We start from the raw sequence: 12,538 nt of genomic DNA, 5'->3' as shown, positions 1-12,538 counted from the left end.
GACCAAGTGAAGGATGGAAGAGATTCATGACCAGCAGCAGATAGATCGACCGACAAACAAAAAGAAGTTTTCATTGCTTTATGTAGATGATGAAGCTACAAACCTGAGGGTATTTAAAGCCAATTTCAGGAAATTTTTCAACGTTTATACTTCTACGAACCCGATAGAAGCAATTGACATTCTCAATCAGGAGGATATTCAGGTGATCGTCACAGATCAGCGGATGCCTGAAATGACAGGTACACAGTTCCTGGAGAAAATCCTGCCTGATCACCCTGATGTCATAAAAATTATTCTAACAGGATTTACTGATATTGAAGCTATTAAAGACGGAATCAACCGCTGCGGCATTTTCAAGTATATCACCAAACCGTGGAATTTTGATGAAATGAAAGGGGTGCTCGAAAGAGCAGTAGATACCTATCAGCAGGCTGCAGAAAGTGAAGAGCACATCAAAGAGCTTGAAGTGAGTAATGTAGAGTTGGAAAGCAGGGTTCGAGAAAGAACGGAGGAACTAAATAAAATAAATAAGCGACTCATTGACAGTATTAGATATGCCGGTTTACTACAGCAATCAATGCTGCCGAATGATCGTTATTTGAGCCGTCAGTTCAAGGATCACTTTGTGATTTTTGAAACGAAGTACCTCTTTAGTGAGGAGTTTGTTTGGACGACACGCTTAAATTTCCGATCCGAAGATTATACTGTTGTTTCGCTGATTGAATTTGATGGAAAAGGGATAGTTGGGTCACTGAAGACGCTGATCGCAGACTCTGTGTTGAATTACCTGACCCACGACAGAAAAATCTTTCATTCAGGTGAAATTATCAATGAGCTAAAGTACGAATTGGATGCGGCCGGATCTGATGAGCTTCAGTGTGATCTTAAAGTTTCAGTCGCAGTATTTGACCATAATGCAAAGACATTACAATTTAGCGGAATCAATCAGGATATGATCGTTTTTAATGGCCCTAAGTCAACCCTTTTGAAAGGGGACGAAGGGGATCATTTTGAAGATGCAATTGCGGATAAAATTGGTATAGAACCGGACGCTACATATTATATGTACTCGAACGGGTACTACAATCAGGTGAACGAAGACGGTGTTAAATTTTCATACGAGAAGTTTGAAGAAATGCTCAAGTCAATTCAGGATAAACCATTGAATGATCAGAGGGAATTCCTGATGAGCAATCTGCAGACATGGAAAGCGGGAGCTAGTCTAAATGATGACATTTCTATCATTGGCTTTAAACTGTAATTATCGAGGATGGCGACAAAGGCAAGCAGTTTTAAGAATTGGTGCACACACAACATAAGTCCACAATCATGGACAAGGATATGTCTTAAATCAGTTGACGCTATCCGTTCCAAAGGTCATACGCTAAAAGAAATGGAAGACCTTAACCCTGACATAGAAATGGATGATGAGTTGATGGATGTATTAAACGCCGCACTTTCAGAACTATATGAGATGACCGTAAACGATGAATCCTTAGCTCCTCATTAGGGAATAAAAGCGTTGAAATTTACTTAATCTCAAATCCAAGCACACATACATCATCAGTTTGGCTGGTGTTTTTAGACCATTCAATAAAGGTTTTTTCGATCTCTTTCTGTTGATCAGCTATTGGCTTATTAGAAGATTCCTCAATAAGCTTATTGAAATTCTTGGACATAAATTTCTTATCGTATTCTCCACCAAACTGATCCTGATACCCGTCAGATGATAAGAAAACTCGATCCTTAACATCTAATTGGATGACCTCTTTGGTGAGTTGTGCATGTACTTCCTGTTCATCACCTTCAATTCCACCAACCATCTGGCGTGGTGTTTTATATATGGTCATTTTTTCACTACCATGCTTCATGATGCGTAGTGGTATGCCAGCACCTGCAAACTCCATTTTTAGTGTATCGAGATCGATAACGCAAATGCCGATTTCCATTCCATCTCTATTCACTTCTTCAGTCTCTCTCTGAAGCTCAAACTTTATTACCTTATCTAGTCTTGAGATGATCTTTTTAGGGTCAATATAGTTTTGGTAATAGATGATATTGGTCAGCTGATTACTACCCATAATAGACATAATTGCCCCCGGCACACCATGACCGGTACAGTCTCCACATGCGACAATCATGAATTCGTTGTTACCTCTTCGCACACGCTCAAACCAATAAAAATCTCCTCCAATGATGTCTTTGGGTTTATACATCACAAATGATTCTGGGAAAACACCTTGCAAGGTGCTAATAGGAGGTAATGTTGATCGTTGAATTCTTTCGGCATAGCTAATGCTATCACGGATCTGAGATGAAACAGAGACCAGCTGATTTTTTTGCATTTCAATCTGCGTCTTCTGGTCTATCAACTGCTTGTTAGTTTGCCTTTGCTCTTCTATTTGCCCAATTAAACTCTGGGAAGTGCTCGCCATTTGCTTGGCTAGCTTACCAATTTCATCATTAGATCCTGTTGGCAATTCTATATCTAGGTTTCCTTTGCTCAACTCCTCTGCGGCCAAGCTCAATTTCACAATTGGCTTTACAAATATGTTTGCAGCAACTAAAGCCATTATAATTGTGAGCGCTAGCACCGGCAATACTGCCCACAGTATTTGATTTCTAATTTGATTCAACGGAGCGTATGCCCTCTCTTTCGGTATACTGAGAATTAAAGTCCAGTCATTTCCAGTGAAGGTCAGGTAGTTGGTTTCCCGTGTGACAAAATACAGTGCATCTTGAGTTTCCAGAAAATTCACCCCAGGCTCATTTAGACTAGCTACTAAATCATATTGATAGTACTGCTCATTTAGAATACTGGAAGGGTTGGTATTAGAGTAAAGTATCGTGCCCTCACTGTCAATTAAATGAATGTCGAGATTTCTTGATGTATCTGAACTCAGAGAGTATTCGCCAACTATTTTAAAAAGCTCATCTACCAGTATACGACCAACCAATACGCCAATCTCGGTATCATCCGTGAGGTTTCTTACCTTGGAAGCAAAATGCATAACCACTCTTCCCACAGCTTCTGACTTGGAGACATCTACAGCTATGTCTTGATCAGGGCCAAATTTTGTCCAGTAAATGGAGTTAGGATGTTGCTGACCAATAGAAATTCTTTTACTATCTGCAATCCTAACCCGGTTGGTATCAAAGAAGGAGAACGAATAATATTGATCATTGAGATTTTCTAAATCCTGGAGGTGTTGAGTAAGCGCTTCTGGATTAGTACTTAGTGTACTAAAATATGGATTTCGAGAAGCGATCCTAATATCATTTAACCTTGAAAACATGAAACGTCCAATATCTGAGCTTATCCCTTTGGACTGTTGGGTCATACTGGTTACAATCTCTTCTTTGAAAGTCTGTTCTACCTTTTGATCAGCAAAAAAAGATAAAACACCGGCAGTAAATAAAACAAGGGAAAGACAAAGGATGGTTAGTTTGGCGTATATGTTCATAGGTTCGGCTTATCCGTTTGCTCAGTAAAATTAAACCTTTTCGTATGCTAATCTATGCCATATGGCTGATAAGTCAATAAACGATTTGGTAGCTTTCTTTACCCAAGGATTATTATCTTAGCGAGATTATAAAACTAAATCCACCAATGAAGTTTTTTATATCCGCCGTTATTGCATTAGTGTCCTTAAATGTATTTGGGCAAAACCTAACTACGTATAGAAGTACTCGCTCTGTTGAGGAAACAGTAGACAGGATAGTTGAAACAATAAAGAACAAAAAGCTCGCTTTTTTTGAAACTGTAGCGCATGACAAAGTTGCTTTGGAGTATGGTGTGAAAATACCCCCAACAAGGATGATTCTTTTTGAAGATCCTAACCTAATGATAGAATTAGTATCCTGTCGTCAAACCACGGCACTGGATTTACCAATGCGGATCCTGGTTTGGGAAGAGAATGGAGATGTGTACGTTGGCTTCTTCGATCCTAAAGTGATGAAGAAACGATTCATGCTCCATGAGTGTGATGATATAATCACCAGTATGTCCCGTCTAAAAGTTAGGGTTGTTAGCGAAGCTCTTCGCGAAGGGGATTGAGAGGGATAGCCCATCTCACTTTATCCCAGCGGAATTTTAGTGAGTCTTCCGCAAAGTAAAAAAGCATTCTTTCTTGCGATTGGTCAGCATATCTTGGCTTGATGTTAAGTCGCATTACATCGAGGGAGTCTTTATAACTATAAGAACCCCATTGATCCCATTCTTGATTTAGAATAAACGTCCAAAGGGTGTCTGTTGGAATAGTGAATATGGAATAGGTGCCACTATCCAGTTCCATTGAATCCACAAGGATTTTATCCGTGAAAGAAACGTAAGTTGCATGATTGGCACCCGTTCGCCACATTTCACCATACGGAACAAGGAAATCAGCTCCATAACCGAATATTTGTCGATTTTTCACTCCCGGACTACTAAACTCAACATACGCTTTTACTCCATGGACCGTGGCACTATCAGAACGAAGTGGAGAGGGTCGGTTTTGTGGATCAGATGAACATCCATAGCCAATCCATGCGAAAGCGCTGATTGCGCATAATATGGTTGATTTTGAACGAATAATTGTCCGAATTCGAAATTCTGATTTCATGTGAATAGTCGATAACGTACTGAAAAATAGTAGGTTACAGATTTAGGTATATTATTTGCCCTATGAATATAAAAACTATTCATCATATGGGAATTATAGGCATAGAAATACCCCAGCTTAACGAGGAGCAAGATATTGAAGTAGAAGTAAGAGTCAATGGTATCAAGAAACAATATCAATATCGTGTGGAAATTTTCAGGTGGGATGATTGTCCATATCCAACTGAAGATCGAGTAGAATGTATTCGTCAACTTGTGAATGGATATGATCAGAACTGGAACCTGGCTCACATCGGATTACCTACAGACGAATACATTCCGATTACCTTCAAGAAGAAACGTTAGAAAGGAAGATCATCATCCTGTGAGAAATCCTCCTTTGCCCACTCCTGTGATGGAGGAGGAGGCGAATCCTGTGCAGCTCCTGATTTTTTATCTACCCTCCACGCTTGCAGGCTGTTGAAGTATTTAACCTGCCCTTGAGGATCCGTCCATTTTCTGCCTTTCAAGTTGAAGTTGACTGTGACATCATCTCCTATATTAAGACTATCGAGCTGGTCACAATTACTTTGTATTAATTCAAATTTTACAAATTCCGGATACTGAGGGTTTTCAGCATACTCAAGTACAAATTCCCTTTTTTTAAAAGTGTCTTTAATGCTTTGTGTGTCGTACTTCTCTACGATTTTGCCTTCTACTATCATTTATTAACTCGGTTTTTACTGGGTCAGAAAAAAAATCGAAGTTAAGTATCAATTCAATTAATGAGACCAGTTTTTAGAATAAACCCTTCATCAGGGTTAAACTATTGTTCAAATTTGATGGTTCAAATTGCAAGTATGACAAAGTCTAAGAAATATTTCCTGATTGGAGCAATCATTTTCGTCATAATCATGATAATTATTGTTGTGGATATAAGCAGGAGGACTGTAGCTCCATGGGACAAAGGCAAAGTAGAGACTAAGAATGGAAAAGAATAAAGTTGATATTTCCCAAATAGACCTTGATAAGGAACGGGAAAAGATCACCGACCTTCCTGGTTTGATTGAGTATGCGCATCATGCTGGTAGTGCCATCATTAAACCAGAAGATAAAGGCCGTATAAAAGGCAATGCAGTTGCTGCTATGCATGATCAGACGGACAGGCAGTTTCATCAATTGTATGAGCAGATGCAAACGTTGATCGAACAGGCAAAATATTTAAAGAAAAGGGTAGAAGTCTCAGAACGAATCTATCAGGCGCACGTTCCGTTTCAACCAGTTATCGGTAAAGTTTATTATTTGTATAAAAAGAAGGATGGCACGGATCTACTTTCAATGGTCAGTCCGGATGAATGGGGTAAAAGCTTTCCGTATGAAGTATTTGAGGCGGAGGTAAGACTACTTTCTGATCACACATGGGAAGTAGTCAAATCCAATAATTCAGCATACATTTAGTTTGATCACAAAAACTCAAACCATGATTAATTTCGTTGATTAATAAAATATGATCCATCGAAGAATAATTTTCGTTTTACACTTTTTGATTGTGTCTTTCCTGCAGAGTTGCTCAGGCAATAGCGAAGAAGACTTAGGCATTGATTGTACTAAATCAGATTTAGCCATTCAGGTGACTTCTTTTTTAAAATCTGATTGTGATGTTCCTGGGTCTATTGAAGTAAGGGCCGAAGGCGGTGAGGCACCATACGAATTCAGTGTCGATGGGGATAATTTTCAAGAGTCATCAACATTTGAAAATCTTTTTGCCGGCAACTTTCTCATTTTGGTAAGAGATAATACAGGCTGCACCTCTTCAATTGCATTTACACTTGAATCAGAACCGACAGGGATTGCATTATCACTTGCAAGTTCAGATTCGGAGTGTCTATCCTCTACCGGATCAATTACCGCAGAAGCAACCGGAGGAGTTGGTGAATTAATGTTTTCACTTGATGGTGGTAAATTTTCAAAGACATCTTCTTTTAATGCCTTAGCGTCCGGTAAATATGACGTTACAGTAAAGGATGAAGAAAACTGTCAGGTAAAAAAATCAATTCAGGTTAGAACTAACACCAGTTTGTCTGGTGATATCATGCCAATTATTCGAAAAGATTGTGCAATTTCAGGTTGTCACAACGGCTCTCAATCACCCCGATTAATTTCTGAAGAGGAAGTGGTGAAAAATGCAATTAGAATTAAATCCGAGACACAAGCTGGGACTATGCCCAGGAATAGGTCTTTGACGGATAGTGAAATTGATTTGATCGCATGCTGGGTTGATGATGGAGCAACAAATAACTAGGGTACATACCTTTAATGTTGTTACATTTATTTGTAACTTTATTAATGAACCAAGCTCTAAGAAGTATGAAAAACTTAATTTTTTGGACACTTTTAGTTGGGTGCCTCATTTATAGTGGATGTTCAGATAATAGTGAAGATCCGGGTGTTGATTGCAATCAATCAGATTTGTCAGTTTCAGTTCAATCATCAGTTCTTCCTACCTGCGAAACCAAAGGAAGTATTGTAGTTATAGGGTCTGGAGGAACCGAGCCATATACCTATAGCATCGACGGAACTAATTTCCAAACGTCGACCGAATTTCGAGATTTAGTTGCTGGGAGTCTAACTATAACCATAAAAGATGCAGATGATTGTTCTTCCACTTTGAACACAACATTGGAAGCAGATGGTGGAATTTCAGTTTCATTAACAACAACAAACTCAGAATGCCTAAATGATACCGGTTCCATAGAGGTTACAGCAAGCGGTGGGGATAATTCATATTCTTATTCACTTGATGATGGACCGATTCAGTCAAACAATCTATTTAGTTCTGTTTCAGCCGGGAATCATGAGGTAACAGTAACTGATGGGTCTGGTTGTTCCAGTACAAAATCGGTCTATGTAAGTTCAAACATAAGCCTGAGTAATGATATTATGCCGCTACTTCAAGCTCAGTGTACCTTTTCGGGATGTCACAATGGAGATAATGGTTCCGATAGAAACTGGTTACAAAAAGAAGATGTTAGGGCGAAGGCAGATAATATTAAAGCAAGAACTCAGAATGGCTCTATGCCAAGATCTCCGGGGGTACTAACTCAGGAGCAAGTAGCTATGATAGCCTGTTGGGTGGATGATGGTGCGAAAGACAACTAAATAGTCACATGATTAGAAAAATCATTCTGCTCATATTCATGCTGGTATGTCTGTCAGGGTTCTCGCAGCGATTTAAAACCTCAGACTCGTTTGTGAAGTTTTTCTCCGATGCTCCCCTAGAGGATATAGAAGCAGATAACGAGTCAGCATCCAGCATCATTGATGTTGAGAAAATGGCCATAGTCATCGTGGTGCCTATAAAGTCGTTTAGCTTTAAGAAAAAACTGATGCAGGAGCACTTCAATGAAAGCTATCTTGAGTCAGGAAAATATCCCAACGCAACATTCAAAGGTAAGATTGAAGGTTGGGATGGAGGAAATGGATCTTTTCAAGCGAACGCCAAAGGAACGATGGAAATTCATGGAGTTACGAAGGAGGTCACCATCGATGGCGAATTGATTTTTGAAAATAATCAAATCATTATCAATACCGTATTTCCTATCCTGCTTTCAGATTATGAAATAAAAATACCAAAGGCTGTCTTTTATAATATTGCTGAAGAAGTAGAGGTTACAGCAAAATTTCAATATGACCCATATGAGAAAAATTAGTTTACTGTTCCTGATCATTTTTTCATTAAATGCCACGGCTCAAGATGATGAATTACTAGAGTTGTTGGAATCCGAACAAGCGGATAGCGAAGGCTATGTTTCTGCTACATTTAAGAGCACAAGGGTTATTAATGGACACTCTATTGAAACCAGGTCAAATGGTGTACTTGAGTTTATCATTGGTCACCGTTTCGGTACCCTGAATTCCGGCTATGATGAATTTTTCGGGCTTGATTTTTCTACCATACGATTAGGCCTGGAGTATGGATTGACCGATGATTTGAATATTGGAATCGGCCGGGCTTCTTTTGATAAAGTAGTTGATGCTTTTGTGAAATATAGATTTGCAAGGCAGTCTGATAACTTCCCTTTTACGGCTACTGCTTTTACCAGCATTGCGCGAAAGACAGTAGACGCTTTTGGCCTGGAAGGAGCTGATAGAAATGCGTATACAGCTCAAGTATTAATTGCAAGAAAATTCAATAGTAATTTCAGTTTTCAGGTTGCACCTACAGTCATTCAAAGAAATCTGGTGGCTACAAATCAGGATGATAACATACTGTTGGCAGTAGGACTGGGAGCCAGGTATAAAGTGTCGAATCGAATAGCTGTTGTTACAGAATATTACCCTCAGCTTTCAGATAAATCAGATCAGTTTCAAAATGCTTTTGCGGTGGGCGTAGACATTGAAACCGGTGGACATGTGTTCCAGCTACACTTCACGAATTCTACTCAAATGAACGAGCGTGGATTTATTGGGGAAACCACGGAAAATTTCTGGGATGGTGATGTTCATTATGGGTTCAATATAACCCGAGTCTTTGATTTACGACCTAATAAAAGGTAGTAGAAGAAATCCTGCATATTCTTCTCCTTGTCAGGATTAAATTAGCCTGAAATAGGTTTATTTGATCTTAATATTGTTTTGAGAATATAGCAAATGAGACAACTTTTATTTTTTTTGGCATTTACTCTGGCTTTTCATTGTGCCAAATCTCAGGACATTATTGTAACCACAGAACAAGATACCATTAGCTGTAGGATTACGAGAATCACAAATGAGTTTATTCATTTTTCTGTCTTTGATAAGCGGAGTGGCATACTTCTGATGCAATCCAGACTTCCTCTTACACATATTGCTTACCACAATCAAGCAAAACCTGAAGATAATCCATCTGATCCTGATGATGAAGTAGAAGCTATTGAAACCAGACCCATAAGGGATGAAGATCGGTTTATTTTAGAAGACTTTGAGCCGGCCTCCTTTAGGTTGTCTTTGAATACCGGATATACGTATCAACTAGGAGGCTATCAAGGGTTGCCCAGCTCATATAAAAAGCAAATGCAGTCTTTGTGGAATTTTGGTAGTGAATTTCACTATTTCGTATCTGAGAATATTGGTTTAGGTGTAAAATACAATCACATTTACACACACGCCAATGAGGATTTTCAACCCCCTTACAGTACTGCATTTGGGTTTACCAATTTGAGGGATGAGCGAATCAGGTTCAATTATCTTGGGTTATCAGCTTCGTATCGCAACTTCTTCTATGACGATCAGGTTGTCAACTACTTTATTGCAGGCGGAATTGTAAGATATCGCACTGATGGAAAAGGGGATGGAGTCCCTTTTTATCAGGAAGGGGATACTTTCGGGTTTGTGCTAGGCTTTAGTTACGATTTCTTACTTGTGGAAAACTTTGGGGTCGGACTTGGTGCGGAAGTTAATATCGCACGCCTTTCAGAGTTTGACAATAACGGCACGGTTGTACCAGCCGACTTTTCATTAACCAGGGTTGACTTTACAATTGGCTTAAGGTTGTTTAAGTAATTCTGCTCTTTTTGCTAGATACTTGCTCTCACGGCTACAATAAAATTCCTACCCGGGGCGCTGATACCTGAAGAGTACGGCCGATAATGCTTATCAAGTATATTTTCAAGCCCGGCATTTACATTTACGCTTTCACTTACCTGGTAGCTTGATTTTAAATTAAACGTATACCATCCTGGTGATCCGGAATCAGTATAGAGGTAGGGTTTTTGATCAATTTCTGCCGAAGGAATATCTTCCCTGTCCCGATCGCTATTGTATTCAATATAAAACTCAGATCTGAATTTTTTCTCCTGAAACATGAGGGTCGCCTTTCCGAAAATAGGTGTAGTGTGTCTCAGTGGTTCATCATTAGTGATGTCTTTTCCACCCGTGTAGCTTATGGTTTTAGCGATAGCCCAATTGTCTGCTATTTCTGCTGTGAAATTGAGACTTCCACCATAAATTTCAGCATCCTGGGTATTCACTTTTGCAAACACATTTAATGTTTCCCCATCCAGATTAGCTGTATTACTGCCATTTAAAGCGAATGGCCCATCAACAATTGCATCGAACAGTCTACTATGGAACGCTACCATTTTGAAAAGCATTCTGCTTGTTTTTCGCTGATATGCTAACTCGTAGCTGAGAGAGTATTCCGGTTTTAGATCTGGATTAGGAACAGTAAGTCTGCTACCAACTTCAAATACTTTTCCTACATCGTCCACATTAGGAGACCGAAATCCTGTTGAAACATTATAGCTGATTTTGCTTATTTCGTTCAGATTTATGGCCAATCCCAGGGACCCGTTTAATGCAGAGTTTTGTAGGTCAATCTCAGAGGCACCACTCGTTAGCGCCTGTGCATCTCTTGTTTCTCCGTTCAGTGAAATGGTGTTGAACCTAATTCCACTATTAAAAGTCACCTGGTTCGTAAGCTCATTCACATAACTACCATAAACCGCGAATGAAGTGTAATCACTTCCTCCATCGGGATATCTGGTGCTAGTCTCGGTTATCTCACCAGTTTCAATGTTCCTTCTAAAAGCCTCAGACTGAATGTCATTGTAGTAGAAATCAACGCCGTAATAGAAATTTGATCGATTAAATTCTTTATCGAAATCCAACGATGCGGAATACATATCTACGATTTCAGTGCGGGTCCTTATGCGATCATCTCCAAATCCTCGGTCATTCCTGCTTTCATCGAATTTTTGATAGGCCAAAGTGACCCTTGCCTGATCAAACAAAGCATTGCTTTGATAGAAGTTTAATTTAAGGCTTTGCATCATCCATTCCTGTGGTCCATAGTACCATTCTGCGGCAGCAAGTGAATCTGTATCAGGTCCAAGTGTTTGAGTCAGGTTGTCATATCGGGGAATATCTGACGTGGTGCTGTAATAAAATCCATAGCTGATGTCGGTGTTTGGGCTTAATCGATACTTAGCTTTGGAGATGGTATTGAATAGGTCGTAACCGGAGAATTTCTGAACGTTAACATCATTATTTTGAACCAGCTGATCTTCACCATTAATTCGCCGTACATAAAAATTACGCTCGAATGCCTCATCGTATCCTCCTGAACGATTTCCTCCAGCTCTCAGGTCATCAAAAGCTGTAAAGGAGGAGGAGTGGAAAAAAGTAAAGTTTTTTTGAGCTATGGATACATCCAGGTGTCCAGTCCGTTCATTTGCTGCCGAACTATATCTGCTCATGCCATTTATAGAAATGTCGGCCACATTATCGCTCGACCATTTGGGTTCGATGGTATGAAAATCCATCACACCACCTAGAGCATCACTACCATAGATTACTGAACCCGGTCCAAAGATTACCTCTGAACTTTCCAGCGCATTAGGGTCAATGTTAATTACGTTTTGCAGGTTTCCACTTCGAAAGATGGCATTGTTCATTCTTACACCATCGACAACAAGAAGCACTGAATTTGCCGCAAAGCCTCGGATTTTTGGAGATCCACCACCCAACTGACTTTTCTGTACAAACACCTGTCCTGAGTTTGCCAATAGGTCAGCTGAAGTCTGAGGGTTTTGGAACTGAATGGTCTTTTTGTTTACCGTCATGATTTGCTGAGACACACTTTCTTCATTCTGTTCCCACTTATTCGCAGATATGACCACTTCATTGAAGGACATGATTTTCTCTTTTAATGACACCCGGAGGTCATTGCCTAAAAAAGCGATAGACTGCTGATGAAATGAAGGGTGCTGAAAGAAAATAAGTCCACTTGGAAAGGAAGAAATGTCAGCAATTCCTTTCTCATTCGTGTAGGAAACATCTTCCTTGTTTTCATGATAGACGAATACATCCACTACCGGTTTTCCGGTGGCATCATCTACGACTAGCGCATTTTGCGAATAAGAAGAGAACGTGATGAAAAGAAGAAAGGTAATCGTAAGATTAAGTCTCATTCAGTTA

15 protein-coding genes are annotated in these 12,538 nt (G+C 39.6%); 11 read left to right on the top strand and 4 right to left on the bottom strand.

Features of this window, described 5'->3' with window-relative positions:
* Nucleotides 1-13 precede the first annotated feature (13 nt).
* Both RIC88_RS00820 and RIC88_RS00815 read left to right on the top strand, forming a co-directional pair.
* Nucleotides 14-1,261: a response regulator gene (locus RIC88_RS00820; protein WP_350215526.1), complete on the top strand. Its 1,248-nt coding sequence runs from the start codon at nucleotides 14-16 to the stop codon at nucleotides 1,259-1,261.
* Between the two features lie 9 nt (nucleotides 1,262-1,270).
* Complete coding sequence (locus RIC88_RS00815) at nucleotides 1,271-1,510, top strand: hypothetical protein (RefSeq protein WP_350215525.1); 240 nt, start codon at nucleotides 1,271-1,273, stop codon at nucleotides 1,508-1,510.
* 19 nt (nucleotides 1,511-1,529) lie between these two features.
* Here RIC88_RS00815 and RIC88_RS00810 read toward each other — a convergent pair whose 3' ends face one another.
* Nucleotides 1,530-3,464, bottom strand: coding sequence for a SpoIIE family protein phosphatase (locus tag RIC88_RS00810; RefSeq protein ID WP_350215524.1), 1,935 nt, complete (start codon nucleotides 3,462-3,464; stop codon nucleotides 1,530-1,532).
* 146 nt (nucleotides 3,465-3,610) lie between these two features.
* Between RIC88_RS00810 and RIC88_RS00805 the strand changes: the two genes are divergently transcribed.
* Entirely contained in the window at nucleotides 3,611-4,057 is a 447-nt protein-coding gene (locus RIC88_RS00805; protein WP_350215523.1) for a DUF302 domain-containing protein, read from the top strand.
* On the opposite strand, the gene RIC88_RS00800 is transcribed toward RIC88_RS00805, so the two are convergent.
* Entirely contained in the window at nucleotides 4,029-4,604 is a 576-nt protein-coding gene (locus tag RIC88_RS00800; protein WP_350215522.1) for a DUF2911 domain-containing protein, read from the bottom strand. The two genes, RIC88_RS00805 and RIC88_RS00800, sit on opposite strands and share 29 nt — an antisense overlap.
* A gap of 62 nt (nucleotides 4,605-4,666) precedes the next feature.
* Between RIC88_RS00800 and RIC88_RS00795 the strand changes: the two genes are divergently transcribed.
* Nucleotides 4,667-4,948, top strand: coding sequence for a hypothetical protein (locus tag RIC88_RS00795; RefSeq protein WP_350215521.1), 282 nt, complete (start codon nucleotides 4,667-4,669; stop codon nucleotides 4,946-4,948).
* On the opposite strand, the gene RIC88_RS00790 is transcribed toward RIC88_RS00795, so the two are convergent.
* Nucleotides 4,945-5,307: a DUF3127 domain-containing protein gene (locus tag RIC88_RS00790; RefSeq protein ID WP_350215520.1), complete on the bottom strand. Its 363-nt coding sequence runs from the start codon at nucleotides 5,305-5,307 to the stop codon at nucleotides 4,945-4,947. The genes RIC88_RS00795 and RIC88_RS00790 overlap by 4 nt on opposite strands.
* Before the next feature lie 135 nt (nucleotides 5,308-5,442).
* On the opposite strand from RIC88_RS00790, the gene RIC88_RS00785 reads away from it, so the two are divergent.
* From RIC88_RS00785 to RIC88_RS00755, 7 genes are all read left to right on the top strand, one after another.
* Nucleotides 5,443-5,583, top strand: a complete 141-nt coding sequence (locus tag RIC88_RS00785) for a hypothetical protein (protein WP_350215519.1) — start codon at nucleotides 5,443-5,445, stop codon at nucleotides 5,581-5,583.
* Nucleotides 5,570-6,040: a DUF2452 domain-containing protein gene (locus RIC88_RS00780; RefSeq protein ID WP_350215518.1), complete on the top strand. Its 471-nt coding sequence runs from the start codon at nucleotides 5,570-5,572 to the stop codon at nucleotides 6,038-6,040. Before RIC88_RS00785 ends, RIC88_RS00780 begins: the two co-directional genes overlap by 14 nt.
* Before the next feature lie 91 nt (nucleotides 6,041-6,131).
* Nucleotides 6,132-6,884, top strand: coding sequence for a hypothetical protein (locus RIC88_RS00775; RefSeq protein ID WP_350215517.1), 753 nt, complete (start codon nucleotides 6,132-6,134; stop codon nucleotides 6,882-6,884).
* A 65-nt stretch (nucleotides 6,885-6,949) separates the two neighbouring features.
* Complete coding sequence (locus RIC88_RS00770; RefSeq protein ID WP_350215516.1) at nucleotides 6,950-7,741, top strand: SprB repeat-containing protein; 792 nt, start codon at nucleotides 6,950-6,952, stop codon at nucleotides 7,739-7,741.
* A gap of 8 nt (nucleotides 7,742-7,749) precedes the next feature.
* Complete coding sequence (locus RIC88_RS00765; protein WP_350215515.1) at nucleotides 7,750-8,292, top strand: YceI family protein; 543 nt, start codon at nucleotides 7,750-7,752, stop codon at nucleotides 8,290-8,292.
* Entirely contained in the window at nucleotides 8,279-9,139 is an 861-nt protein-coding gene (locus RIC88_RS00760; protein ID WP_350215514.1) for a DUF5777 family beta-barrel protein, read from the top strand. Before RIC88_RS00765 ends, RIC88_RS00760 begins: the two co-directional genes overlap by 14 nt.
* Before the next feature lie 93 nt (nucleotides 9,140-9,232).
* Nucleotides 9,233-10,123, top strand: a complete 891-nt coding sequence (locus tag RIC88_RS00755; protein WP_350215513.1) for a hypothetical protein — start codon at nucleotides 9,233-9,235, stop codon at nucleotides 10,121-10,123.
* Between the two features lie 14 nt (nucleotides 10,124-10,137).
* Here the strand turns inward: RIC88_RS00755 and RIC88_RS00750 are convergent, their stop codons facing one another.
* Nucleotides 10,138-12,531: a TonB-dependent receptor gene (locus RIC88_RS00750; protein ID WP_350215512.1), complete on the bottom strand. Its 2,394-nt coding sequence runs from the start codon at nucleotides 12,529-12,531 to the stop codon at nucleotides 10,138-10,140.
* Nucleotides 12,532-12,538 lie beyond the last annotated feature (7 nt).

The sequence above is a fragment of the Ekhidna sp. genome (assembly GCF_040220215.1).
Lineage (GTDB): Bacteria > Bacteroidota > Bacteroidia > Cytophagales > Cyclobacteriaceae > Ekhidna.
This window is presented reverse-complemented; position numbering and strand designations above follow the sequence as displayed.